Consider the following 24,025-nt stretch of genomic DNA (forward strand, 5'->3'; position numbering starts at 1 on the left):
ACGACGGAGGCAAAGCTGGACGAGTCCGAGCCGAGCGAGGACAAGCCGAAGGTCGAGAAGCCGGACGGCCGAAAACGTCGTTGGCGTGAGCACAAGATCGCCCGCCGCGAAGAGCTCGTCGACGGCACGTTGGCCGCGATCCGGTTGCGCGGCCGCGAGATCGGAATGGACGAGATCGCGTCGGAGATCGGTATCTCCAAGACGGTGCTCTACCGCTACTTCACCGACAAGAACGATCTGACGAGCGCCACCATGTCTCGGTACGTCGAGACCACGCTTGCCCCGCGCATCTACTCGGCGATCGCACACGAACTCGACGAGTACGAGCTCACCCGCATCGTCGTGACCGCCTACGTCGAGACGGTGGCCACCGATCCGGAGGTCTACCTCTACGTCATGGCGAACAACGCCGGCAACAACCGCGATGTCGTCGCCGAGTCCGAGCGGATGATCGCCGAGTTGCTCTCCACGGTGCTGGGCGAACGCCTACGGCAACGCGAAATGGATTCCGGTGGTTCGGTGCCGTGGGCCTTCGCCATCGTCGGCGCGGTCCAGTTGGCCACGCACTGGTGGATCTCCAACAAGTCGATGTCCGCGGACGATCTGATCGATTACCTCTGCATGATGATGTGGGGCGGAATCCACGGGGTCGCGATGGCCGACGGCTCCCCCGCAAAATTCAAGTCACAGCCGCATCCGTTGGTCGACGAGGAGCCGAACACGCCTTAGCGCTCGTCGTACCCGTCGTCGTCCACGGGCACTTCTGCTCGTTGATCCAGCACGTCGCGGGCGTCGGCCTCGATGGGCAGATCATCTGCGTTCGGCTCGTCGGGCTCGTCCGCGATCGGCAGATTCTGTTCGACGCGATCCTCGGTCGGGGTTTCGATGGGTGAGTCGCTCATGTCTCCATTCGTACCATCGCTCGTCAGTTTGAGATCAGGCCCGGTCGGACATCCGAGAAGGTATGACTACCGAAACATTGACCGGACGCCGCATCGCGATTCTCGCCACCGACGGCGTCGAGCAGGTCGAGCTGGTGCAGCCCCGCGAAGCAGTCGAAAAGGCCGGGGCCTCAGTCACATTGGTCTCGCTCGACCACGGCAACATCCAAGCCATGGAGGGTGACGTCAATGCCGCAGACACCTTCACCGTCGACAGCGTCGTCGCCGACGTCTCGGCCGACGACTTCGACGCATTGATCCTGCCCGGCGGAACCACCAATCCCGATCAACTTCGCGTCGACGCGGACGCCGTGGAGTTCGTCCGCTCGTTCGTACAAGCCCGCAAGCCCGTCGGCGTGATCTGCCACGGTGCCTGGACACTCGTCGAAGCCGACGTTCTGAAGGGCCGGACGTTGACGTCCTACCCGAGCATCCGAACCGACATTCGCAACGCCGGTGGCACGGTCGTCGACGAGGAAGTGGTCGTCGACGGCAATCTGATCTCGAGCCGGAACCCGGACGACCTGCCCGCCTTCTGCGCGAAGATCGTGGAGCATTTCAGCGCTTGATAGGTTAGCGTGCCCTATGCGCATTTCTCGTTCCTTGGCTCTGCCTGCGGCAGTCCTCGCCCTCGCTCTCACCCTGACCGCATGCAGCTCCGACGCCGGCGACAGCGACAGCGACAGCGCCGACCCTTCCGAGGCCGGCGGTGTCGTCGTGACCGACATGTTCGGCGACGTCGAAGTCCCTGCGAACCCGCAGCGAGTGGTCGCACTCGGTTGGTCCGATGCCGAAACTGCGCTCGCCCTCGGTGTACAACCCGTCGGAGCCAGTGACTGGCTCGGCGTCGGCGGTAACGGCCTCGGTCCATGGGTCGACGAGTCCTACGACACCGACCCCACGATCGTCGGCACCTTCGACGTGAACATGGAATCGGTGGCGGCTCTGGAACCGGACCTGATTCTGTGGACGCGCAGCACCAACGACAGGGCTGTCTACGACGACCTGTCCGACATCGCGCCCACCGTCGCGGCACCTCCGGGAACCGACGTCGCCTACGGCACCACCTGGGACGGGCAGACCGAGATCGTCGCGCAGGCGCTGGGCAAGGTCGACGAGGGCAAGCAACTCGTCGACGACACCAGGGCACTGTTCGAAAACACCATCGCGGCCAACCCCGAATTCGCCGACAAGACCGTCGCCGTCGGCACGCTCTACAGCGGACAGGTCGGTGCCTACGTCCGCGGCGACACCCGCGTCGACTTCCTCGAATCGCTCGGCCTGACCAACACACCGGCCGTCCAGGACCGCGCCGAGCCCGGAGCGTTCAGCATCGAACTGTCCGAGGAGAACATCTCCGCTCTCGACGCCGACCTCACCGTCATGTTTCCCATCGGCACCGGACCCGAGGTGATCACCGACAACCCGTCGATCCAGGGCCTGCCGTCGGCACGGGACGGACGCCTCGTGGTCCTCGGTAACACCGACCTGTCCAACGCATTCTCAGCCGCCTCGGTCGCAGGCACCCGATACGCACTGGAAAACGCAGTGCCACTGTTCGCGGCACCGTTGAAGGGCTAGATCACAAGCCCGCCGGGGATCGTCACACCCTCCCTGGTGGGCTTGTTACACCCTTCCCGGGGGCTTGTTCACACTCTCCCTGGTGGGAATCCACCCGCGGCGATCGGGCCCCAGGTGTCGATCACGATGCGTATCAACGACTTTCCCTGCTTCACCATCGCCGCGCGGTACTCGTCCCAGTCCGAGTGCTCGCCGGCGATGCTGCGGAAGTACTCAACCAGCGGCTCGACGGCGTCGGGAAGATCGATGATCTCGGCGGTGCCGTCGACCTGGACGTAGTCGCCGTTCCAGTCGTCGCTGTGCACCAGCACCGTGACGGCGGAATTACGGCGGATGTTGTGCACCTTCGCGCGCTCGGGATAGGTGGCGATGACGATGCGGCCTTCCGAGTCCACTCCGGCCGAGACCGGGGAGACCTGCAGACCGTCGTCGCGCTTGCGGGTGATCAGGGTGTGGTGGTGCCGCGGAGATACGAATTCGAGCAGTTGCTCACGCGACACGGTCTCTGCTTTTGCAATGGTGGGGGCCATGAATCCCATGGTAGAGAAGTAGTCTTCTCGCCTATGGCCGACAAGTCGAAACTGTGGACTCTTTCTCCCGTCGATGTGCTGCGGGCCAGTTCCTCTCCCCGTGTGGAGGACATCGACTTCACGGCAACTCCGGGTTTCGACGGCGCGAAAGCGCACGGCAACGACGTGCTCGAGCAGCGCGGTGCAGTGCTGGCAGCGCTGCAGGAGAAGCTCTATGCCCACGGGCGCGCAGGCGGAACCAAGTCGGTTCTGCTGGTGCTGCAGGGCATGGACACCGCAGGCAAGGGCGGCATGGTCAAACACGTCATCGGGATGGTCGATCCGCAGGGCGTCGACCTCGCCTCGTTCGGGGTGCCGACTCAGGAAGAGAAGCAGCACCACTACCTGTGGCGCATCCGCAAGGCACTTCCGCGGGCCGGCCGGATCGGGGTGTTCGATCGGTCCCACTACGAGGACGTTCTCGTCGTCGCGGTGCACGATCTGGTGCCGCGGCAGGTGTGGGAGAAGCGTTTCGACGAGATCAACGCCTTCGAGAAGGAATTGGTCGACGAGGACACCGTCGTGGTCAAGGTGGCCTTGTTCGTCTCGGCCGACGAGCAGAAGAAGCGACTGCAGGAGCGACTCGACCGACCCGAGAAGCACTGGAAGTACAACCCGGGCGACGTCACCGAGCGTGGATTCCTGGCGCAGTACCGGGCGGCGTATCAGCGGGTTCTCGATCGCACGGACTTCGATCATGCGCCCTGGTACGTCGTCCCTGCCGACCGCAAGTGGTACAGCCGCTTGGCCGTCACGGAGATTCTGATCGACACTCTGGAGAAGCTCGATCTCGATTGGCCCGCTGCGGATTTCGACGTCGAGCACGAGAAGAAGCGACTGGCCGAGAGCTGAACCCACTTCGAAAGCGTGAATGGTCCATCGACCCCCGTCTGGGCAGGTCAACGGACCATTCACTCGTCCAAGGAGAGGGTTACAGCGTGGCTGCGTCGATCACGAAGCGGTAGCGCACGTCGGACTTGATGACGCGGTCGTAGGCCTCGTTGATCTTCTCGGCCGGGATGACCTCGATCTCGGCACCGATGTGGTGCTCGGCGCAGAAGTCCAGCATTTCCTGGGTCTCGGCGATGCCGCCGACCATGGATCCTGCGAACGAACGACGGTTGGCCAGCAGGTTGAAGGCGGGCACCTCGAGCGGCTTCTCGGGAACGCCGAGCTCGACGAGGGTGCCGTTGCGGGCGAGCAGTCCGAGGTACTTGCCCATGGGCAGGTTCGCCGAGACGGTGTTGAGGATCAGGTCGAACTTGCCCTGCAGATCCTTCAGCGCCGTGGTGTCCTTGGTTGCGTAGTACTCGTCGGCACCGTAGGCCTTGCCGTCGGCCTCTTTGGCGTCGGTCTGGCTCAGGACGGTGACGTGGGCACCCATGGCGTGGGCGATCTTGACGCCGATGTGTCCGAGGCCGCCCATACCGATGATGGCGACCTTCTTGTCGGGGCCGGCTCCCCAGTGCTTGAGCGGCGAGTACAGCGTGATGCCTGCACACAGCAGGGGCGCGGCGACGTCGAGCTCGACGCCTTCCGGGATGCCGAGGACGAACTTCTCCGTCACGACGATCTGGGTGGAGTAGCCGCCGTGGGTGAACTCGCCCTCGTAGGTCTCCGAGTTGTAGGTCTGTACGACACCCTTGGTGCAGTACTGCTCGTCGCCGTCCTTGCACGCCTCGCACTCGCCACAGGAGTCGACGAAGCAGCCGACGCCGACGCGGTCGCCCACCTTGCGGGTGGTCACCTCGGAGCCGACCTCGGCCACGATGCCGGCGATCTCGTGCCCGGGGACGACGGGGTACGTGGTGCCGCCCCACTCGTTACGGGCGGTGTGGATGTCGGAGTGGCAGATGCCGGCGAACTTGACGTCGATGAGGATGTCGTTCGGTCCGACGGCGCGTCGCTCGATCGTCGCCTTCTCGAGCGGGGCGTCCGGAGCGGTGGCCTGGTAAGCGGTAGCTGAAGTCATATCTATATTGCTACCTACGCATCAGTGCGAGCGCAAGGCAGCTACCGCCTCGACCAGGCTATTCCTGCTCTAAACGAGTCGTTCGCAACAGTAACGTCAGCTGTTCTTGGCGATATTGATGCCGAGCCACCCAACGTACGCCACCAGACCGACAAGTCCGATCTTACGCGTCCCGGGGTATGCGATCGCCGCGCCGACGGCCAATTCGGTGGCTCCGTTGCGACTGATCCAAGTTCGAGTGTCCTTGGGGAACGGGAGCTTGGTGATTCCCTCGAACGCCTCCGGCACCACGAAGTGGGCGGCACCGGTTGCGGCCAACCCGATCCCGAATGCCTTGGGAACCACACCGTTCGACTTCGTGGACTTGCTCACTGACACGCTCCTGTGATCGAAGTGACTGCGTTCGCAGACCGACAATAGCGCTCCGACGACCGACGCGGGGCAACCCGCCCGCTGCGGCGTCTACTTTGCGATCCGGCCGTTCTCGTAGCGGTAGAACCCGGCTCCGGCCTTCTTGCCCACGTGCCCCGATTCGACCATGTGCAGCAGCAGCGGCGGCGCCAGGAAGAGAGGTTCTCCGAACTCCGAATACATGGCGTCGGCAATGGCTTTGACCGTGTCGAGCCCCACGAGATCGGCGAGCGCGAGCGGCCCCATCGGGTGCGCCAGACCGAGCACCGTCGCCTTGTCCACGTCTTCCTTGGTGGCGAATCCGGATTCGACCATGCGAATCGCAGAGAGCAGATACGGCACGAGCAACGCGTTGACGACGAAGCCCGAGCGATCGGCCGAGCGCACGACCTGTTTACCGAGAACGTCGCCTGCGAAGCGCTCGGCGCGGTCGGCCACTGCCGGTGCGGTCAGGTCGGTAGTGACGAGTTCGACGAGTGGCAGTACCGGGACCGGGTTGAAGAAGTGCAGACCGACGACGCGGCCGGGTGCCGTCGTCGCGGCTCCCAGGCTGACGATGGGAATGGAGGAGGTGTTCGAGGCGATGACGGCGTCGGGGTCGGTCACCACCGAGTCGAGCTCGGCGAAGATGTCGGCTTTGATCTTCTCGTCTTCGAGTACTGCTTCGACGACGAGTTGGCGATCGCCGAAGTCGGCGAGGTCGGAGGTGAATCGCAGCCTGGCCGCGGCGTGCTCCCGCTCGCGTTCGGTGATCTTGCCGCTGCTCACTCCGCGATCGAGGGACCTCAGGATGCGGGTGCGTCCGGCGCTGGTCAGTTCGCGGGTCTGTTCGTGGACCAACACGTCGACATGGGCGCGGGCACAAACCTCGGCTATTCCTGCCCCCATCTGCCCCGCTCCGACGATCCCCACCCTCTCGACCGTCAAGGCAAACTCCTAGCGAATAATGTTGCAGCACAACAGATTGAAGCGAGATGAGGGTAACTCTTCGGGGGAACGCCCAAGACCTTCGTGATACAGAACAGGCGGCCCGCAGCGAAACGCTGGGGCCGCCTGACTAGTGCGCTGAAGATCAGGAGAGGCGGCTCAGTGGAACTGGCCTTCTTCGGTGGAGCCCTTCAGTGCTGCCGTCGAGGTGTTGGGGTCGACGGTGGTGGCGATGCGGTCGAAGTAGCCGGCGCCCACCTCACGCTGGTGCTTGATGGCGGTGAAGCCGCGCTCTTCGGCAGCCTTGAACTCGCGCTCCTGCAGGTCGACGAACGCGGTCATGCCTTCGCGGGCGTAGCCGTGTGCCAGGTCGAACATGCCGTAGTTGAGCGAGTGGAAGCCTGCGAGGGTGATGAACTGGAACTTGAAGCCCATGGCTCCGAGTTCCTTCTGGAACTTGGCGATGGTCGCGTCGTCCAGGTGCGCCTTCCAGTTGAACGAAGGCGAGCAGTTGTAGGCGAGCAGCTGGTCCGGGAACTCGCTGCGAACCGACTCGGAGAACCTCTTGGCGACCTCGAGGTCCGGCACGCCGGTCTCCATCCAGATGAGGTCTGCGTACGGGGCGTAGGCCTTCGCACGGGCGATGCAGGGCTCGATGCCGTTCTTGACGCCGAAGAAGCCTTCTGCGGTGCGGGTTCCGTCGAGGAATTCACGGTCACGCTCGTCGACGTCGGAGGTGATCAGCGTGGCTGCCTCGGCGTCGGTGCGGGCGATGATGACCGACGGGACGTCGGCGACGTCGGACGCGAGGCGTGCCGAGGTCAGGGTACGGATGTGCTGCTGGGTGGGGATCAGAACCTTGCCGCCGAGGTGGCCGCACTTCTTCTCCGATGCGAGCTGGTCCTCCCAGTGCACGCCTGCGGCGCCGGCCACGATCATGGCCTTCTGCAGCTCGTAGGCGTTCAGTGCGCCACCGAAGCCGGCTTCGGCGTCGGCGACGATCGGGGCGACCCAGTTCTTGACGGACGTGTCGCCTTCGATCTTGGCGATCTCGTCGGCGCGCAGGAGTGCGTTGTTGATGCGACGGACGACCGAGGGGACCGAGTTGGCCGGGTAGAGGCTCTGGTCCGGGTAGGTGTGGCCCGAGAGGTTGGCGTCGCCTGCGACCTGCCAGCCGGAGAGGTAGATCGCCTGGAGGCCGGCGCGAATCTGCTGCACGGCCTGGTTGCCGGTGAGGGCACCGAGCGAGTTGATGTAGTCCTCGTTGTTGACGAGGTCCCACAGGATCTCGCTGCCGCGGCGAGCGAGGGTCGCTTCTTCGACGACGGTGCCCTGGAGGTCGGAGACCTGCTGTGCGGTGAAGTTACGGGTGACGCCCTTCCAGCGGGGGTTGGTGTCCCAATCCTGCTGGATCTCGGCGATGGTCTTCGGGGTGCCGGTGGTCGACATCTTCAGCTCCAGTCTCTTCTGCTTCTCGGCCTGCCTCGAGACGAATCTTCACATCGTTGCCAGGCCCTTCTGGTGTACTCCAAAACAATGGCACAACCGAAAACATGCGTCTACCAGTTGTTAGTGCCAATCTTGGCTAGCTTTCCCGAGCACCTTGCTAATGTTGCAAAGTTTTGGTCGACGCAAACCTCTCGGATCGGACGCCATGGTTACTCGCCAGTAGCGATGAATCCCCAGTTGATGAACGCAATGAACAAAAACTCATACAGGACGCTTGTACGGTTTGACGCAGCCGTCTGAATCGAGTCAGAAACCGACGCTTCTGTGACCGACATCACAGTACTCCGATCTCAAAATGTGGACATGCACCGGGTGCTCCACTCGACGCCTCTGCCGCGGGAATCACGCGTCCGACGCCCCCGAGTGGAGCGCAACGTGCACTCATCCACAGACACGCAGCTATCCACAGGGCATTCCATTCCCCCAGGTCGAGCTTTGGGGGACATCTGCACCATCCCCGACGCTGCACCCATGACACCCGACAACACCGATGCAGGCTCCACTCCCGGACCCACAGGTCATTACGCAGGCTCCACTCCCGGACCCACAGGTCATTCCGCAGGCTCCACTCCCGGACCGAAGGGTCATTCCGCAGGCTCCACTCCCGGCCCCGCCACCTTTCAGCAGCTCCTGGCCTCCGGACTCCACCCCAGCACCGTCTCGCGACGCTTCACCCGTGTTCTGCCGACGGTCCACATGCGCGGGGAACCGTCGACGATGGATCGATGTCGGGCCGTTTCGCTGTGGCGACCGGACGCCGTGCTCAGCCACCGGTCGGCCGCATACCTACGGGGCTGGACGACCGAACCGACCACCCTCGACGCCACGGTCCCTCGCTCGGCGAGGTTGCGGCCACCGCCCTGGCTTCGGCTGCACCGTCGGACACTCGATTCCAGGCTCGTCGACGAGGTCGAGACCCTGCCGTGCACCACTCCCGCACAGACGATTCTCGATTGCCTGGCGGTGCTCCCCCGTGCCGAGGCCGAGTTGCTGATCGACGAACGCCTGAAGTTCGGACTCGACCCCGCGTCGCTGCTCCGCCTGCTCGAACGATTCCCGGGTCGACGCGGCAACACAGAGTTGGCTCGCCAAGTTCGGCTGGCAGTGACCAGATTCGCCTCGGAACCGGAGCGGGCACTGGGACGTGCGCTGCACCGGATCGGGCTGTACCTGGAGATGAATGCGGCAGTCGGTCCGTACATCTGCGACCTCGTCGACCGTCGCAGCCGAACGATCATCGAAGTGGACGGACGCGAATTCCACAGTGCAGCTGGGGTATTCAGCAAGGATCGGCGCAGGCAGAACGCGCTGGTGCTCGATCGCTGGCTGGTGCTGCGCTACTCGGCATTCGACGTACTGGCCGCACCGGACGTCATCGCCAGCGAGATTGCGTCGGTGATCCGACGACGTCGGGAATCTAGGCGATGACTGCACACGGTGCTCCACTCCCGTGCTCGGATGCGGGATCCAGCGGATCTGCCGCATCGAGTGGAGCGCCTGTTGCCCCGGGCACTGACTGCACAGAATGCTCCACTCCCGGAGCCGTGCACGACATTCATCGCACATACCCTCGGGAGTGGAGCACCGGTTGCAGAGAAAGCTCAGATACGGACGCCGCTGCGCTCGTCACTGGACGCAACCACTCGCGACGTGGTCGGTGTCCGACGCGAGGAGAGCACCCCGAGCGCACCCATCGCGGCGATCACGAGTCCGCCGATGATGGCGAACAGGTCCGCAGCCAGCAATCCGGACGGGAACACCATCAGTGCGGGCGAGACCGCGAGCAGCAGGCCGAGGCCGACATGGGTCCAGTGGCTTTGCCTCGACGACGATCCGATGGCCCACAGCGCGGTCGATGCAGCGAGAATGCCGAGCACCAGGATGGCTCCGGTGACTTCCTGGTCGCCCTGGACGGGAAGCCAGACGGTGGATGCGACGAGTACGGCTCCGGTGACGAATACGACGACGTCCCTGAAAATTTCCGATGTGCGTTGACGGTTGGACATGACCGCTCCTCGTGGTGCGTGGTGAATAGCTCGTATACCGGTATACGCCTTTACTTCGGCTAATGTTCCCGATGAACGCCGAATTGTGACTCAGCAGCCGATTGCCAATGCTGTTAAGGCAATTCTTCGCAGGCGTAGCCTGGCGATATGTCCAAAACCTTCGTCGGCGTGCGGCTTCGGCAGCTCCGCAGCGAACGCAGCATGAGTCAGGTGTCGCTGGCGCAGAAGCTGGGAATCTCGGCCAGCTATCTCAACCAGATCGAGCACGACGTGCGTCCACTGACGGTGCCGGTGCTGCTGCGGATCTCCGAGGTGTTCGGTGTCGACACGTCGTTCTTCTCCTCCGAGGACGACACCAGACTGGTTGCCGAACTCCGCGAGGTGGCGCTCGATCAGGACATGGGGATCGACGCCGACGCGCACGAGATCGCGCAGATGGTCAGCTCGCACCCGCAGCTGGCGCGGGCGATGGTCAACATGCACCGCCGATACCGCAATACGACGGCTCAGCTGTTGGCCGCTACCGAGGAGCGTTTCTCCGACGGCAGTGGCAGCGGTTCCATCAGCAAGCCGCACGAGGAAGTGCGCGACTACTTCTATCAGCGGCAGAACTATCTGCACGAACTGGACACTGCGGCAGAGGCTCTGACCTCGAGGATCCGGTTCCATCGCGCCGACATCGGTGGCGAGATCGCCAAGCGGCTGCGGACGGTCCACGACGTGCAGATCGTCAATCGGATCGACCTCGGCGAGAACGTGCTGCACCGATTCGATCCCCAGACGCGAGTACTGGAGATTTCACCGCATCTCTCCGGCGGGCAGAAGGTGTTCAAGTACGCCGCCGAACTCGCCTATCTCGAATGCGGGGACCTGCTGCAGAAGATGGCCGACGAAGGCAATTTCACCAGTGAGTCGTCCAAGAAGTTGGCGGTGCTCGGCTTCGCGAACTACTTCGCGGCCGCGACCGTGTTGCCCTACCACCAGTTCCATGACGTGGCCGAGGATTTCCGGTACGACATCGAGCGACTTTCGGCCTTCTTCTCGGTCAGCTACGAGACCATCTGCCATCGACTCTCCACCTTGCAGAGACCCGAGTTGCGGGGTGTGCCGTTCTCGTTCGTGCGCGTCGACCGCGCCGGAAACATGTCGAAGCGTCAGTCCGCCACTGGTTTTCACTTCTCGTCCAGCGGCGGCACGTGCCCGCTGTGGAATGTGTACGAGACGTTCGCGTATCCGGGCAAGATCATGACGCAGATCGCCGAGATGCCCGACGGCCGCAGCTACCTGTGGATCGCGCGCACTGTGGAGCGACGCGCCGCGCGATACGGTCAGCCCGGCAAGACCTTCGCCATCGGCCTCGGTTGCGAACTTCGCCATGCCGGACGGCTGGTGTACGCGGACGGTCTGGACGTGCAGGGTTCGGCAGCGGCGACGCCGATCGGAGCGGGCTGCCGGGTGTGCGAGCGCTCGAACTGCCCGCAACGCGCATTCCCGCCATTGGGTAAGGACCTCGACATCGACGAGCACCGAAGTTCAGTGTCCCCCTACCTCGTTCGCTGAGAAGGAAGGAAGACTGCAATGACACGAATCGGCGTCGTACTCAGACCCGAACTTGCGCCGGAGGACCTCGTCGAGGCGGCACGTGCAGCCGACCGTGCAGGCGTCGACGAAGTGTGGTTGTGGGAAGACTGCTTCTACTCCGGCGGACTGTCCACCGCTGCACTGGTTCTCGCGAACACCGAACGCGTGCACGTCGGCATCGGGGTGCTACCTACTCCGATGCGGAACGTGGCAGCCACCGCCATGGAGATCGCTACCGTCGCCCGACTCCATCCGGGACGGCTGCGCGTCGGGCTCGGCCACGGTGTGCAGTCGTGGATGGGTCAGATCGGGGCGCGCGTGCAGTCGCCGCTGACGTTGCTGAGCGAGCAGATGACCGCGCTCACCGCACTGTTGGCGGGCGAGAGCGTCACCGTGCAGGGTCGGTACGTCTCACTCGACAACGTGCAACTGAATTGGCCGCCGCTGCAACCGCCGCCGCTGTTCGTCGGTGCGACGGGGCCGAAGACTCTCGCACTGAGCGGCCGCACCGCTGTGGGAACCATCCTCACGAGCGAGACGTCACCGGATCAGGTGCGAACGGCCATCGGGCACATCGGTGGTGGGCCCGCCCACGATGTGGTCGTCTACGTGGCCGCGGGCTCCGATTCCGATGCCGCGGCGAGCAACCTGCAACGCTGGATCGACGCCGGTGCTACCACCCTCGTACTGGAACCCTCTGCGGCCGAACCGGATCCGACCACACTGTTCGCCCACGCGGCATCGTTGACACAGCAGTTCGGTGCGCCGGAGCCGCACTCGCGGTGAGCACACCTAGTGCTCTCGCAAGTACCTCCCCGCGTCCGCGAACGCACGTGCTCGACGCGTCAGCGTGGGTGGCGCAGGCGGCTCACCTCGCCACAGGCGGTAGAGGGTGCTCATGCTCAGGATGAGTCGTTCGGGTGAGTCCCAGTGCGCATACTGTCCGAATTCGCCTGACTTCAGCAGGTTCTGGGCGGCTTCGGTAGGCGCGAGTCCGGCGTCGAAGCAGCTGCGCCCGGCCTCGGACACCCAGGTCCAGTAGTTGCGGAGGGCGCGAATCTCGGCGGTGCCGCACAAGGGTCCGTGGCCCGGGACGTAGACGGCGGCATCGAGCTCGAGGAGGTGGTCGAGGGCGTCGATCCAGTTCTGCAGCGGACCGTGCCAGAGCACCGGGGTGGCGTCGATGAACAACAGGTCGCCGGCGAACACCACTCCGACGTCGGGTACGTGTGCGATGAGGTCGCCTTCGGTGTGCGCCGGGCCCAGGTATCGCAGGTGTACGGATCGTCCTGCCACATCGATGGTCTCGGTGGTCTCGAAGGTGTGGTCCGGCAGCCGCGGCAGAGCTCCGGGGAAGGTGGCGTCACCGCGGACCCGGTTCATGTAGGAGCCCATTGCACCGACCGGTCCCGGCACCCAGCCGATCTTCGCACCGAGGGAGGCGAACGCGTGCACACCTTTCGGAGGTGTTTCCTCCTTCATGGCGTGCAGTGAAGCGGCGCTGGTGGTGATGCGAGCCGTGGAGGGGACGGTGTCGTTTCCCCACCAGTGATCACCGTCGGAGTGGGTGTTGAGCACTTCGGTGATCGGCGCGTCGGCCACCAGCTCGGCGGTGTCGGCAACGACGCGTTCTGCCCAGTTCACGTCCCACACCGTGTCGATCAGCATCGACGCAGAACCCGGCCCCACGATCAGACCGGTGTTCGTCTGGCCCCAACTTCCGGGCGGCCGCATGAATGCCCAGGTGTCGTCGGCGATCTGTCGGTACCCCACCTCTGTGTCTGCCACCGCCACAGGCTAGCCGGTGAGCAGCTCGCTCGGGTGCGAGACAGCCCGACATCTCGTCCTGATTCGAAGGGACGCATTGGACATCTTGTCGGGTGGCGAAGTCTCGTCCGTAGGTGCAGGCTTTGCAGAACCGAAACAGTCGACGCTAGGGGTTTCAGTGATGACGGTGCCTGTCCTGCAGAACTACATCGACGGGGCGTTCGTGACGCCCTCGGGCACCGAGATGCTCGATGTGGTGAATCCGGTGGACGAGTCGGTTGTCGCCCACTCCCCCGTGTCCGACGCCGCCGATGTGGAGGCCGCGATGTCGGCCGCTGCCAGCGCGTTCGAGACCTGGGGCAAGACGACGCCGGGCGAACGGCAGAAGGTGCTGTTGAAGCTGGCCGACGCCATCGAGGCGCACAGCGACGAGATCGTCGAGGCGCAGAGCCGCAACACCGGCCAACCCAAAGCCACCATCGCCGCCGAGGAAGTCACCGTCGGTGCCGATCAGATTCGATTCTTCGCCGGCGCGGCCCGGATGCTCGAGGGCAAGTCGGCGGGCGAGTACATGGACGGCTTCACCTCCTATGTTCGACGCGAACCGATCGGTGTCGTCGGCCAGGTGACGCCGTGGAACTACCCGTTCATGATGGCGATCTGGAAGATCGGTCCCGCGCTGGCCGCCGGAAACACCATCGTGCTCAAGCCAAGTGACACCACTCCCGAGAGCACGTTGGTGTTGGCGAAGCTGTCCAAGGGCATCGTTCCGGACGGAGTGTTCAACGTCGTTCTCGGCAACGGCGGCACCGGAGCGGCGATCGTCGAACACAAGACTCCTGGACTGGTCTCGATCACCGGATCTGTCCGCGCCGGCATCGCGGTGGCCGTGGCCGCCGCCAAGCAGCTCAAGCGGGCCCACCTCGAATTGGGCGGCAAGGCACCGGCAATCGTGTTCGACGATGTCGACATCAGCAAGGCCGCGGACGGAATTGCCGAGGCTGCGTTCTTCAACGCCGGCCAGGATTGCACCGCCGTCACCCGTGTCCTGGTGCACGAGTCGGTACACGACGCCCTCGTCGATGCCCTTGTCGCCAAGGCGAAGACGCTGAAGGTCGGCCTGCCCGACGACCCCGATACCTTCCTCGGCCCACTGAACAACGTCAACCACTTCGGTCAGGTGAGCGCAAAGGTCGACGGCATCGGCGCTCATGCCACCGTCGTCACCGGCGGCAAGCGCATCGGCGTCAAGGGCTTCTTCTTCGAGCCCACCATCATCACCGGCGTGCAGCAGTCCGATCCCATCGTGCAGGAGGAGACCTTCGGCCCGGTGCTCACGGTGCAGAAATTCAGCGACGAGGCGGAGGCCATCGCGCTCGCCAACGACGTCGACTTCGGTCTCGCGTCGAGCGTCTGGACCTCCGATCACGGACGCACACTGCGCATCTCGGCAGCGCTGGACTTCGGTGCCGTCTGGGTCAACTGTCACATTCCACTGGTGGCGGAGATGCCGCACGGAGGATTCAAGTACTCCGGCTACGGCAAGGACCTCTCGGCGTACGGCGTCGAGGACTACACCCGCATCAAGCACGTCATGAGCTCGACGGAGACTCTTCGATGACCTTTCATCCCCTCGATCCCCTGTCCAGCGACGAATTCGCCGCCGTAGCCGAGGTTCTCGGCCGCGATCACGGCGTCGGCGACGGTTGGCGCTACGCCTCGATCGAGATGATCGAACCCGCGAAGTCCGAGATCGCCGCGTTCGACGCAGACGGAACAGTGCCTGCGCGTCGAGCTGTCTCGGTGGTGTTGAACCGCACCGAGAACACGACCTTCAAGGCCGTCGTGTCGCTGGACGATCGCACCACCGAATCGTGGACGCACATCCCGGATGTGCAGCCCAACTTCACCGTCGACGAGTGGGAGGAGGCCGATGCGGCCCTCCGTGCCCACCCCGATGTGATTGCCGCCCTTGCCGATCGCGGTATCACCGATCTGGATCTGGTGTTCATGGACACCTGGACCTACGGCGAGGCGGTGACGCCCGAGAAGTACAAGGGTCGACGCCTCGGCTGGTCCGACACGTGGGTCAAAGCTGCCGAGGGTGCCAATCCCTACGCCGGACCGGTGGGCGGATTCCACTGCGTGATCGACGTGAACACGATGGAACTGCTCGAGATCGAGGACACGTATCGCGTCGAGCGGCCGGAGATCATGGGCGAGTACGTCCCTCGCCATATTCCGGAGCGAATCAGGAACGCGAGTACACGCCCGCCCTTGAAGCGCCTCGAGATCACTCAGTCCGACGGGCCATCGTTCGAGCTCGACGGCAACAAGTTGACGTGGCAGAACTGGTCGCTGCGAGTCGGCTTCAACTACCGCGAGGGCATGACGCTGCACGCCGTCAGCTACAACGACAACGGGAACGTGCGGTCCGTCGCCAATCGAATGTCGTTCGCGGAGATGGTGGTTCCCTATCGCGATCACACCGAGGATCACTATCGACGCACCGCGTTCGACATCGGCGAGTGGGGTCTCGGTTTCATGACCACCTCCCTCGAGCTCGGGTGCGACTGCCTCGGCGAGATCCGCTACCTCGACGCGGTGCTGCACAACAGCAAGGGTGAGCCGTACACGATCACCAACGCGATCTGCATCCACGAGGAAGACAACGCCGTGCTGTGGAAGCACGTCGATCACGACGCCGGAGCCGAGGTGCGGCGGATGCGTCGCCTCACGGTCAGCTTCCATGCCACCGTGGCGAATTACGAGTACCTCGTCTACTGGCGGTTCTATCAGGACGGCAACATCGAGTGCGAGGTTCGTGCTACGGGCATCATGGTCGTCACGCACTTTGCCGAGGGCGGCACGCATCCGTCGGGAACTCTGGTCGACAACCGGACCTACGCGCCCTACCACCAGCACTTCCTGGTCGCCCGACTCGATCTGGACATCGACGGCACCGAGAACACCGTGTATGCCAGTGAGACGCAACGAGTTCCGATGGGTCCGGACAATCCTTACGGTCTCGCACTGACTCAGGTCAACACTCCCCTGACCACCGAGTCCGAGGGCAAGCAGGATTACGACTGGAACACCCAGAAGGCGTGGAAGGTCGTCAACGACAACGTCACCAACGGCCTCGGCACCCGGCCCGCCTACAAGTTGGTTCCGGGAGCGGCGATTCCGTCGATGTTCGATCCCGCGTCGCCGATCTTCCAGCGCGCCCAGGTGATCGGCCACACCGTCTGGGTCACCCCGAACTCACCCGACGAGCGTTGGCCCAGCGGCGAGTTCGTCAATCAGAGCGGCGTCGACCACGGGCTTCCGGAGTGGACCGAGAAGGATCGCAGCATCGAGAACACCGATGTCGTCGTCTGGTACACCTTCGGCATCCACCACATCACTCGGCCGGAGGACTGGCCGGTGATGCCCGCGGACACGGTCTCGTTCTGGCTCAAGCCGTTCGGGTTCTTCGATCGCAACCCCTCGCTCGACGTCGCACCGTCGGAACCGAAGTCGTGCCACACCGATCCCGGTAGCACCTGCCATTAGCTCGCCCAACCTCAGGGAAGGTCCGCCCATGCGTCTGATCGTGGGGTACCAGGCAACACCGAGTGGCGCTGACGGAATCGCCCTGGGGGCAACGCTTGCGCGTTCGCTGCAGGCGTCGCTGGACATCTGTCTGGTGCTGCCGCAGGAGCGTCCGGTGCCGTCCAAAGCGCCGGTCGAGGCCGGATACGACGACATCCTGATCGATCGGGCCACCGGCTGGCTCGACGAGGCACTCACCCTCGTACCCGAGGACGTGCAGGCACGCGCGCACCTGTTGTTCGACGAGTCCTTCGCTCAGGGCCTGCTCGACGCCGTCCGTGAGTTCGACGCGTACATGATCGTGGTCGGTGCGGCCGGTGACGGTCTGCTCGGACGCCATTCGATCGGTACCGTCACCAGCGATCTGCTGCACGTGGCTCATGTGCCGCTCGCGCTGGCTCCGCGGGGGTATCGACATTCTCCGCCGCAACGCATTCGCGAGATCACCTGCGCCATCGGAAATCGTCCAGGGGCAGCGGAGCTCATCGAGGCAGCCACCGACCTGTCCGTCACCGCAGAGTTGCCGCTGCGCCTGCTCTCCCTCGTGTCCGCCGAAGACCAATCGGCACGGGGACAGAGTGGTCTCGCCAAGGCCGAGGAAGTGCTGCGCACCGTGCAAGCGGAAATGCCCGCGGGATCGGACGTGCAGCTGCGAGTGGCGGAGGGCTCCGGCATCGAGAAGGCCGCCTCCTCGCTCGACTGGCACGACGGCGACGTGTTGATGGTGGGGTCGTCGCGACTGGCCCAACCTCACCGCCTGTTCTTGGGATCTGTTGCCGCCAAGATGCTTCGGGTCGTTCCCGTTCCGATGATCGTTGTTCCGAGAGAGGCCGGCGATGAATGAGCACAAGGTAGTGGACGTCGAGTCCAAGGGCCTGTCGGCCGGCCAGCTCGGGTTGCTCGCGAGTGTGGTCCTGGGCATCTCGACCATCGCACCCGCGTACGCGCTCACCGCCTCGCTCGGGCCGACGGTCACCGAGGTGGGGGTGCACCTGCCCGCGATCTTCATCGTCGGCTTCATCCCGATGTTGTTGGTGGCGTTGGGCTATCGAGAACTCAACGCGGCCGAGCCCGACAGCGGCACGTCGTTCACGTGGGCGTCGAAGGCCTTCGGCCCGTACGTCGGCTGGATGGGCGGATGGGGCCTGATCGCGGCCACCATCATCGTGCTCTCGAACCTGGCGGGAGTGGCCGTCGACTTCTTCTACCTCTTTCTCGCCCAGGTCACCAGCAACGACTCACTGGCCGACCTGACCGGCAACAAGCTCGTCAACATCGTCACCTGCCTGGTGTTCATGGCGCTGGCAGCGTGGCTCTGCTATCGCGGCATGCAGGAGACCAAGCGTGTCCAATACACGATGCTCGGCTTCCAACTGCTGGTCATGGCGTGGTTCATCGTGGCCGCGTTCGTCAAGGTCGGTGCAGGCGACGGGGCCGAGGACATCTCGTTCAGCCTGGACTGGTTCGATCCGTTCGGCATTCCGAGCTTCTCGGCGTTCACGGCCGGCCTGTCGCTGTCGATCTTCATGTACTGGGGTTGGGACGTCTGTCTGACCGTCAACGAGGAAACCTCCGGCAGCGCAAAGATTCCCGGACGCGCTGCGCTGGTCACAGTGTTCTTCATCATCGTGCTGTACTTGCTCACCGCAGTGGCCACCTTGCTCTTCGCCGGCACCGGTGACACCGGAAACGGACTGCAGAATCCCGACACCACCGACAACGTGTTCGCCGCCCTCGCCGGGCCGGTGATGGGTCCGTTCGCGATCCTGCTGTCCCTGGCCGTGTTGAGCAGCTCCGCCAGCTCGCTGCAGGCCACGTTCATCTCGCCGGCCCGCACGTTGCTGGCGATGGGGCACTACCAGGCCCTACCGAAGCGGTTCGCTTCCATCACACCGAGATTCAGCACCCCGGGCTTCGCGACGCTGGTGGCAGGAGGAGCGTCCGCAGGCTTCTACGCCGTGATGCGGGTGGTGAGCGACAACGTTCTCACCGACACCATCGCCGCGCTCGGACTGATGATCTGCTTCTACTACGGCATCACTGCATTCGCCTGTGTCTGGTACTTCCGCGAAGAGCTGTTCACCAGCACACGCAACGTGTTCTTCAAGTTCTTGGCTCCGCTGCTCGGTGGCGTCGGCATGGCAGTGGTGTTCGTACAGACCTCGGTCGATGCTTGGGACCCCGAATTCGGCAGTGGCTCATCACTGTTCGGCATCGGTATGGTGTTCCTCATCGGCGTCGGCATCATCGTTCTCGGCATGGTCGTCATGGCAGTGGTTGCACTGCGCAAGCCGGAATTCTTCAAGGGCAACATTCTCCGCCGTGATACTCCGTCGCTGATCGTCGAAGACTGACCGCCCCTCGGCCCTCGTCAGGGTCGAGGGTGTTCGATGCCGCGCTCCTGCAGCCCTTGCACGATCAGTTCGGTGACGCGCACCCAGGCGGGCCGATCGGCCCACTGCGCCTCGAGCAGCGAGTTGGCCGCCGGGTCGTCGAGACCGCGCTCGAACGACCACTCGAGGGCGTCACTGTCCCAGGCGTTCACCATCCACTCGACCGTGTCGTCCGCGAGCTGCTGGATCTGTGGGTCCTCGGGTTCGAGCTCGGCTGCTCGGAAAGAGCGCACCATGAGTTCCAGATAGCCCGGGTCCCGGAGCATGACGCCGCCTACCGATTTCAGCCAGGGATCAAGTCTGGGCCGGTAGACGGCATACGTCAGCACCCAGGCATCGCGATAGTGATCGACAACGTCGGGGTCGATACCCGCTTCGCGCAGGTGCTCGATCAGGCCGACGATCACATCTGGAAGGACAAGCGCGTCGCCCGCACGCAACAGCCGGAGTCTGTCGCGATCCTTTTCCAGACGTTCGATCCTGTTGCTCAGGTCGGCGTCGATCTCGGCCAAGGCGAGGTCGAGCGATTGCTGCGAGGCGTCGAGTAGCTCGTGAACGCGCGCCAGTGGCACGCCGGCGGAGGCAAGAGCAACGACGCGTGACAGCCTCAGGACGGCCTCCCCGTCGTAGAGGCGGTAGCCCGATGTAGTGCGCTGCGGCTCGTCCAACAGACCCTGCTGGTGATAGAACCGCACGGTTCGGGTTGTCACTCCCACGTAGGAAGCCAGCTCACCGATGCGCAGCATGGCAACCATTCTGGCCGATCAATCGTCCACCCGGGCAGACTGCGGCAGCGGTTCGGTCAGCTCACGTGCACCCGGACTCAGGACCGCATAGGCGGCGACAGCGGTCCATCCGACGCCCATGACGACAGCCCCGAGACCGAGATCTCCGCCGACGAGCACCACCGACATCAGCCCCAACCCCATCGGACCCGCCACGAGCCCGCCCATGTTCAGCCAGCCGAGGACGCGCCCCCGAACGTCTGCGGGGACACGCTCGGCGACGTAGACGTTCCAGATCGGACCGAACAGCCCGGATCCGAGACCCATGACCAGCATCCCCGCTGCGCCGATCCAGAACCCTTGCAATTGTGCGAACAGCCAGATGCCGGCCGTCATCGCCCCCATTCCCGTCACGAAGGTGGCCCGTCGCGATCGGGCGGCCAACACAGCGAACAGTGCCGACCCCGCCAGCGCACCGATCGCGAACGCCGACATCGCCAGGCCCAGCTGCCCGGGTTCGCCGATCTCGTTGAAGTGGCCGGGCAGCAGCAGGCTGATCATCGGCGGGGTGACCAGGCTCGCGAGGAACGCGAAGATCAGCATCGCCCGCAGTGCGGGCGTGGCACGGATCAGGTCGAGGGCACTCCCGGAGCCCGTGGCGGCAGTCGGGAATGCCTGCCCCATGACCGGTACCAACGCGGTCAGCACCGCTGCGGCCGCCGACGATGCGGCCGTGACGGCAACGACGTCGATCGGATTCAGCACGCTCAACAGCAGGCCCGCCAGAGCCGGTCCGGCCAGGAACGCCAGCGAGAACCCGGTCTGAAAGAACCCGGCCACCGCGGTGACCGACGTTCCCGAGATCGACGCGACGTCGGCGAGCATCGCTTGACGAGCCGTCATCCCCGGAACATCGAAGACCGCGCCTGCAACACCCAGCACCACGAACCACGGCACCGACAACCCCACCGTCGCACTCACCACGATCAAGCCGAGAACCGCAGTCGCACTACCGAGATCGGAGACTACGGCCACGTTGCGTGCCCCGAATCGATCGATCAGACGACCACCGGCGAATGTTGCCGGTACCGCCGCAATGCCCGCTGCCGCAGCGATCAGACCTGCCGACGACAGACTTCCGGTCGTGGCCAGCACCAACCAGGGCAGGACGATCGTGATCGCCGAGTTGCCGAAAAGCGACAACGAAGCGCCACCGATGTACAGAGGGACAGCAAGACGGATTCGACTCATGCTTCGATGATCGGCATTGACGTTGCGTCAAGGTCAAGGTGCGCCTGCAGTTGTTGCCGATGACCTAACCGTCGAGCATGTCCGCAGGCGTGGGATCGAATCCGGCCAGCAGCGCTCGGAGTCCGTACTCGAAGGCATCCTCGGATCGCTCGCGCAGATCTCCCGCGGTGTCCAGGGCAGCTCTCAGTTCCGGTTCCACGTCGCGACTGCTGAGCCACGGTGCCTCGGGAGCTGCCAGATCCAACGCCGAACCCAACACGTAACTGTCGAGCACGGTGATGATGCGGAGCACGTCGGCGGGCACGAAGCCGGCGTCTGTCAGCACCCGCGCCAGCGTGTTGTACATCCCGAACGCAGCGCTACTGTTCACGGCCTGAGCCGTCAGCAGTGGAATCAGCCGCGGGTAGCGTCCGTAGCTGTTTCGGTAGCCGCGTGCGATCCAGGCGAGCGCCTCACGCCACGGCATACCGACCTCCGGCATCGCCACCTCGGACATCGCCCGGCCCCGCAGCAACTCGATGATCTCGTCACGTCCGGACACGTGGTTGTAGAGCGAGGACGGACTGACCTTCAGCTTCTTGGCCAGCTGAGGCATGGTGAATCCACCCGATTCTTCGACGAGAGTCAGGGCCGCCGTAGTGATGCGATCGAGGTCGAGAAGGGGTGCCGACGGTCGTCCCACAGCATTTCTCCCGTATCTGTTGCGTTCGAGGCAGACATCCACGATACTTAACGAATCACATTCGTTTTAACAGGAGATCAGCATGCTGACACTCACCAATCTCTCGGCCCCCGAGGCCCTGACCCGAACCACCCCGACCGATCGCGCGCCGCTCCGCGTCGGACTGGTGCAGCATCGTTGGAATCCCGATGCCGCAGCGTTGAAGGCCGAACTGCTCGACGCCATCGCCGCTGCCGCGGACCTCGGGGCGAAGGTCGTCTTCCTGCCCGAGATCACCCTGTTGCGCTACCCCGCCGACACCCGCGCCGGAGCCAACCCGGGCAGTGAAGCCGAGGATCTGCTGACCGGGCCAACGTTCACTCTCGCTGCCGAGGCCGCAGCCGCGAACGGCATCGTGGTTCATGCCTCGCTGTACGAGAAGTCCGAAGCCCCAGACGGATTGGGGTTCAACAGCGCCATCATGGTCTCGCCGACGGGAGAACTGCTGGCGAGAACCCGCAAGTTGCACATCCCCATCTCGGCCGGCTATTACGAGGACACCTACTTCCGGGCCGGTCCGGCCGAGGACCCGTATCCCGTGTACTCCCCCGCGGAACTCGGCGGAGCGAGAGTGGGCCTACCCACGTGCTGGGACGAGTGGTTCCCCGAGGTCGCGCGCAGTTACGCGCTCGGCGGCGCAGAGATTCTCGCGTATCCGACGGCCATCGGGTCCGAGCCGTCGTTCCCGGCCTTCGACACCCAACCGCTGTGGCAACACGTCATCGTCGGCCACGGCATCTCGAACGGCCTGTTCATGGTGGTACCCAACCGCTGCGGAAACGAAGGCGAGATCACCTTCTACGGTTCGTCGTTCATCTCCGATCCGTTCGGCCGCATCCTGGTTCAGGCACCCCGAGACGAATCGGCCGTCCTCGTCGCGGATCTCGACCTCGATCAGCGTCGAGAATGGTTGGAGCTCTTTCCGTTCCTACTGACACGCAGACCCGACACGTACGGCCGCCTCACCGAGCCGGTGAACACCGACGCCCCGTACGGTGACGGACATCCCGCGACTCCGGTGATCAAATGACAACCACTGCAGCGACATTCACGATGCCGTCCGAGACCGCTCCGCAGGACAAGGTGTGGATGGCGTTCCCGTGCGAGGGCTACTCCCTCGGAGACGACCCGGCGGCCAAGCACGAGGCCCGCTCCACGTGGGCGGCCGTCGCACACGCTGTTGCCGCGTTCGAGCCGGTGACCGTCGTCGTCGATCCGGCCGAACGCGCCGTGGCTGCGACGTACCTCTCGCGCGACATCGACATCGTCGAAGCACCGTTGAACGACGCCTGGATGCGCGACATCGGTCCGACATTCGTTCACGCACAGGACGGTTCGGTCGCCGCCGTCGACTGGGTCTTCAACGGCTGGGGTGCGCAGGACTGGGCGCAGTGGGACAAGGACAGTCGTATCGGCGAGTTCGTCGCGAATCAGGCTGCGGTACCGCGAATCACGTCGCCGATAGTCAACGAGGGCGGCGGCATCGCGGTCGACGGCGCAGGCACCGTGCTGGTGACCGAGACCGTACAGCTCGATCCTGGGCGCAACCCCGGACTGTCGAAAGCCGACATCGAAGCAGAACTGGCACGAACCATCGGTGCGCAGCACGTCATCTGGCTGCCGCGCGGACTGACGCGCGATTCCATGCGTTTCGGTACCCGAGGACACGTCGACATCGTCGCGGCCATTCCGTCACCGGGAACCGTGCTGGTGCATCGGCAACACGACCGGGCTCACCCCGACTACGAGGTCAGTTCATTGATCGTCGACACCTTGCGGGCCACCCACGACGGCTCGGGTGCGGACTGGAACATCGTCGAGGTGCCGGCTCCGCAGACACTGCGTGATGCCGACGGATTCGTCGACTACAGCTACATCAATCATCTGGTCGTCAACGGCTGCGTGATCGCCTGCAGTTACGACGACCCGTCCGACGCCGAAGCGGCAGCGATCCTGCGCGACGCGTACCCGGGCCGGGATGTGGTGACCGTGGATGCGAGGCCACTGTTCGAGCGAGGCGGCGGGATCCACTGCATCACCCAGCACCAGCCTGCGGCGAAGAATCTTCAGTGAGACG

Annotated in this window: 24 protein-coding genes; 13 read left to right on the forward strand and 11 right to left on the reverse strand. The window is 64.4% G+C overall.

Annotated elements, in window-relative coordinates; translation table 11 throughout:
- Positions 1-15 precede the first annotated feature (15 nt).
- On the forward strand, positions 16-729 hold the full coding sequence (locus AB0362_RS08825) for a TetR/AcrR family transcriptional regulator (protein WP_231893698.1): 714 nt from the start codon (positions 16-18) through the stop codon (positions 727-729).
- Here AB0362_RS08825 and AB0362_RS08830 read toward each other — a convergent pair.
- Positions 726-902 (reverse strand): hypothetical protein, encoded by a 177-nt coding sequence (locus AB0362_RS08830; protein WP_156516042.1) that lies wholly within the window; start codon positions 900-902, stop codon positions 726-728. The genes AB0362_RS08825 and AB0362_RS08830 overlap by 4 nt on opposite strands.
- A gap of 62 nt (positions 903-964) precedes the next feature.
- Here AB0362_RS08830 and AB0362_RS08835 point away from each other — a divergent pair, with 62 nt between their 5' ends.
- Both AB0362_RS08835 and AB0362_RS08840 read left to right on the forward strand, forming a co-directional pair.
- On the forward strand, positions 965-1,510 hold the full coding sequence (locus AB0362_RS08835) for a type 1 glutamine amidotransferase domain-containing protein (RefSeq protein ID WP_317533397.1): 546 nt from the start codon (positions 965-967) through the stop codon (positions 1,508-1,510).
- A gap of 16 nt (positions 1,511-1,526) precedes the next feature.
- The gene (locus AB0362_RS08840) at positions 1,527-2,522 is read left to right on the forward strand and encodes an iron-siderophore ABC transporter substrate-binding protein (protein ID WP_317533396.1); all 996 of its coding nucleotides are present in this window, start codon (positions 1,527-1,529) and stop codon (positions 2,520-2,522) included.
- 68 nt (positions 2,523-2,590) lie between these two features.
- On the opposite strand, the gene AB0362_RS08845 is transcribed toward AB0362_RS08840, so the two are convergent.
- Entirely contained in the window at positions 2,591-3,052 is a 462-nt protein-coding gene (locus tag AB0362_RS08845; RefSeq protein WP_068046196.1) for a PPOX class F420-dependent oxidoreductase, read from the reverse strand.
- Positions 3,053-3,085: 33 nt separating this feature from the next.
- Here AB0362_RS08845 and AB0362_RS08850 point away from each other — a divergent pair, with 33 nt between their 5' ends.
- On the forward strand, positions 3,086-3,943 hold the full coding sequence (locus AB0362_RS08850) for a PPK2 family polyphosphate kinase (RefSeq protein WP_317533395.1): 858 nt from the start codon (positions 3,086-3,088) through the stop codon (positions 3,941-3,943).
- Positions 3,944-4,022: 79 nt separating this feature from the next.
- On the opposite strand, the gene AB0362_RS08855 is transcribed toward AB0362_RS08850, so the two are convergent.
- The 4 genes from AB0362_RS08855 to aceA form a co-directional block, all read right to left on the reverse strand.
- Complete coding sequence (locus AB0362_RS08855; protein WP_068046175.1) at positions 4,023-5,063, reverse strand: NAD(P)-dependent alcohol dehydrogenase; 1,041 nt, start codon at positions 5,061-5,063, stop codon at positions 4,023-4,025.
- 96 nt (positions 5,064-5,159) lie between these two features.
- A complete protein-coding gene (locus AB0362_RS08860) occupies positions 5,160-5,435 on the reverse strand; it encodes a hypothetical protein (protein ID WP_068046176.1) in 276 nt (91 codons plus the stop codon).
- Between the two features lie 90 nt (positions 5,436-5,525).
- A complete protein-coding gene (locus AB0362_RS08865; RefSeq protein WP_149406627.1) occupies positions 5,526-6,401 on the reverse strand; it encodes a 3-hydroxybutyryl-CoA dehydrogenase in 876 nt (291 codons plus the stop codon).
- 159 nt (positions 6,402-6,560) lie between these two features.
- Entirely contained in the window at positions 6,561-7,850 is a 1,290-nt protein-coding gene (gene aceA / locus AB0362_RS08870; protein WP_317533394.1) for an isocitrate lyase, read from the reverse strand.
- Between the two features lie 531 nt (positions 7,851-8,381).
- Between aceA and AB0362_RS08875 the strand changes: the two genes are divergently transcribed.
- Complete coding sequence (locus tag AB0362_RS08875; protein WP_317810297.1) at positions 8,382-9,338, forward strand: DUF559 domain-containing protein; 957 nt, start codon at positions 8,382-8,384, stop codon at positions 9,336-9,338.
- A 173-nt stretch (positions 9,339-9,511) separates the two neighbouring features.
- Here AB0362_RS08875 and AB0362_RS08880 read toward each other — a convergent pair whose 3' ends face one another.
- A complete protein-coding gene (locus AB0362_RS08880; protein WP_068046179.1) occupies positions 9,512-9,916 on the reverse strand; it encodes a hypothetical protein in 405 nt (134 codons plus the stop codon).
- A gap of 147 nt (positions 9,917-10,063) precedes the next feature.
- On the opposite strand from AB0362_RS08880, the gene ramB reads away from it, so the two are divergent.
- Both ramB and AB0362_RS08890 read left to right on the forward strand, forming a co-directional pair.
- Positions 10,064-11,476, forward strand: coding sequence for an acetate metabolism transcriptional regulator RamB (gene ramB, locus AB0362_RS08885; RefSeq protein ID WP_068046182.1), 1,413 nt, complete (start codon positions 10,064-10,066; stop codon positions 11,474-11,476).
- An 18-nt stretch (positions 11,477-11,494) separates the two neighbouring features.
- Positions 11,495-12,283 (forward strand): LLM class flavin-dependent oxidoreductase, encoded by a 789-nt coding sequence (locus AB0362_RS08890; RefSeq protein ID WP_317810298.1) that lies wholly within the window; start codon positions 11,495-11,497, stop codon positions 12,281-12,283.
- 6 nt (positions 12,284-12,289) lie between these two features.
- Here AB0362_RS08890 and AB0362_RS08895 read toward each other — a convergent pair whose 3' ends face one another.
- Positions 12,290-13,285, reverse strand: a complete 996-nt coding sequence (locus AB0362_RS08895) for an MBL fold metallo-hydrolase (RefSeq protein WP_317810300.1) — start codon at positions 13,283-13,285, stop codon at positions 12,290-12,292.
- A 160-nt stretch (positions 13,286-13,445) separates the two neighbouring features.
- Between AB0362_RS08895 and AB0362_RS08900 the strand changes: the two genes are divergently transcribed.
- From AB0362_RS08900 to AB0362_RS08915, 4 genes are read left to right on the forward strand one after another with little or no spacing between them, the layout of a single operon-like run.
- A complete protein-coding gene (locus AB0362_RS08900; protein ID WP_317533390.1) occupies positions 13,446-14,885 on the forward strand; it encodes a gamma-aminobutyraldehyde dehydrogenase in 1,440 nt (479 codons plus the stop codon).
- Positions 14,882-16,819 (forward strand): primary-amine oxidase, encoded by a 1,938-nt coding sequence (locus AB0362_RS08905; protein ID WP_317533389.1) that lies wholly within the window; start codon positions 14,882-14,884, stop codon positions 16,817-16,819. Before AB0362_RS08900 ends, AB0362_RS08905 begins: the two co-directional genes overlap by 4 nt.
- Positions 16,820-16,847: 28 nt before the next feature.
- Positions 16,848-17,702 carry a universal stress protein gene (locus AB0362_RS08910; protein ID WP_317533388.1) on the forward strand — a complete coding sequence of 285 codons (855 nt, stop codon included), beginning with the start codon at positions 16,848-16,850 and terminating at the stop codon, positions 17,700-17,702.
- Positions 17,695-19,212: an APC family permease gene (locus tag AB0362_RS08915; RefSeq protein WP_068046212.1), complete on the forward strand. Its 1,518-nt coding sequence runs from the start codon at positions 17,695-17,697 to the stop codon at positions 19,210-19,212. Before AB0362_RS08910 ends, AB0362_RS08915 begins: the two co-directional genes overlap by 8 nt.
- Positions 19,213-19,229: 17 nt before the next feature.
- On the opposite strand, the gene AB0362_RS08920 is transcribed toward AB0362_RS08915, so the two are convergent.
- From AB0362_RS08920 to AB0362_RS08930, 3 genes are all read right to left on the reverse strand, one after another.
- Entirely contained in the window at positions 19,230-19,997 is a 768-nt protein-coding gene (locus AB0362_RS08920) for a MerR family transcriptional regulator (RefSeq protein ID WP_317533387.1), read from the reverse strand.
- An 18-nt stretch (positions 19,998-20,015) separates the two neighbouring features.
- Positions 20,016-21,227, reverse strand: coding sequence for an MFS transporter (locus AB0362_RS08925; protein WP_317533386.1), 1,212 nt, complete (start codon positions 21,225-21,227; stop codon positions 20,016-20,018).
- A gap of 64 nt (positions 21,228-21,291) precedes the next feature.
- On the reverse strand, positions 21,292-21,909 hold the full coding sequence (locus AB0362_RS08930) for a TetR/AcrR family transcriptional regulator C-terminal domain-containing protein (protein ID WP_317533385.1): 618 nt from the start codon (positions 21,907-21,909) through the stop codon (positions 21,292-21,294).
- 82 nt (positions 21,910-21,991) lie between these two features.
- On the opposite strand from AB0362_RS08930, the gene AB0362_RS08935 reads away from it, so the two are divergent.
- Entirely contained in the window at positions 21,992-22,978 is a 987-nt protein-coding gene (locus tag AB0362_RS08935) for a nitrilase-related carbon-nitrogen hydrolase (protein WP_317533384.1), read from the forward strand.
- Positions 22,975-24,021 (forward strand): agmatine deiminase family protein, encoded by a 1,047-nt coding sequence (locus AB0362_RS08940; protein ID WP_317810304.1) that lies wholly within the window; start codon positions 22,975-22,977, stop codon positions 24,019-24,021. The genes AB0362_RS08935 and AB0362_RS08940 overlap by 4 nt, the downstream gene beginning before the upstream one ends.
- Positions 24,022-24,025: the final 4 nt, after the last annotated feature.

Source organism: Rhodococcus sp. NPDC079359 (genome assembly GCF_040702585.1).
Classification (GTDB): domain Bacteria; phylum Actinomycetota; class Actinomycetes; order Mycobacteriales; family Mycobacteriaceae; genus Rhodococcoides.

Excerpts from the sequence above, each read along its gene's own strand:
- AB0362_RS08830 (WP_156516042.1), bottom strand. The coding sequence starts at position 902 with ATGAGCGACTCACCCATCGAAACCCCGACCGAGGATCGCGTCGAACAG.
- AB0362_RS08835 (WP_317533397.1), top strand. The coding sequence starts at position 965 with ATGACTACCGAAACATTGACCGGACGCCGCATCGCGATTCTCGCCACC.
- AB0362_RS08840 (WP_317533396.1), top strand. The coding sequence starts at position 1,527 with ATGCGCATTTCTCGTTCCTTGGCTCTGCCTGCGGCAGTCCTCGCCCTC.
- AB0362_RS08845 (WP_068046196.1), bottom strand. The coding sequence starts at position 3,052 with ATGGCCCCCACCATTGCAAAAGCAGAGACCGTGTCGCGTGAGCAACTG.
- AB0362_RS08850 (WP_317533395.1), top strand. The coding sequence starts at position 3,086 with ATGGCCGACAAGTCGAAACTGTGGACTCTTTCTCCCGTCGATGTGCTG.
- AB0362_RS08855 (WP_068046175.1), bottom strand. The coding sequence starts at position 5,063 with ATGACTTCAGCTACCGCTTACCAGGCCACCGCTCCGGACGCCCCGCTC.
- aceA (WP_317533394.1), bottom strand. The coding sequence starts at position 7,850 with ATGTCGACCACCGGCACCCCGAAGACCATCGCCGAGATCCAGCAGGAT.
- AB0362_RS08875 (WP_317810297.1), top strand. The coding sequence starts at position 8,382 with ATGACACCCGACAACACCGATGCAGGCTCCACTCCCGGACCCACAGGT.
- AB0362_RS08880 (WP_068046179.1), bottom strand. The coding sequence starts at position 9,916 with ATGTCCAACCGTCAACGCACATCGGAAATTTTCAGGGACGTCGTCGTA.
- ramB (WP_068046182.1), top strand. The coding sequence starts at position 10,064 with ATGTCCAAAACCTTCGTCGGCGTGCGGCTTCGGCAGCTCCGCAGCGAA.
- AB0362_RS08890 (WP_317810298.1), top strand. The coding sequence starts at position 11,495 with ATGACACGAATCGGCGTCGTACTCAGACCCGAACTTGCGCCGGAGGAC.
- AB0362_RS08900 (WP_317533390.1), top strand. The coding sequence starts at position 13,446 with ATGACGGTGCCTGTCCTGCAGAACTACATCGACGGGGCGTTCGTGACG.
- AB0362_RS08905 (WP_317533389.1), top strand. The coding sequence starts at position 14,882 with ATGACCTTTCATCCCCTCGATCCCCTGTCCAGCGACGAATTCGCCGCC.
- AB0362_RS08910 (WP_317533388.1), top strand. The coding sequence starts at position 16,848 with ATGCGTCTGATCGTGGGGTACCAGGCAACACCGAGTGGCGCTGACGGA.
- AB0362_RS08915 (WP_068046212.1), top strand. The coding sequence starts at position 17,695 with ATGAATGAGCACAAGGTAGTGGACGTCGAGTCCAAGGGCCTGTCGGCC.
- AB0362_RS08920 (WP_317533387.1), bottom strand. The coding sequence starts at position 19,997 with ATGCTGCGCATCGGTGAGCTGGCTTCCTACGTGGGAGTGACAACCCGA.
- AB0362_RS08925 (WP_317533386.1), bottom strand. The coding sequence starts at position 21,227 with ATGAGTCGAATCCGTCTTGCTGTCCCTCTGTACATCGGTGGCGCTTCG.
- AB0362_RS08935 (WP_317533384.1), top strand. The coding sequence starts at position 21,992 with ATGCTGACACTCACCAATCTCTCGGCCCCCGAGGCCCTGACCCGAACC.
- AB0362_RS08940 (WP_317810304.1), top strand. The coding sequence starts at position 22,975 with ATGACAACCACTGCAGCGACATTCACGATGCCGTCCGAGACCGCTCCG.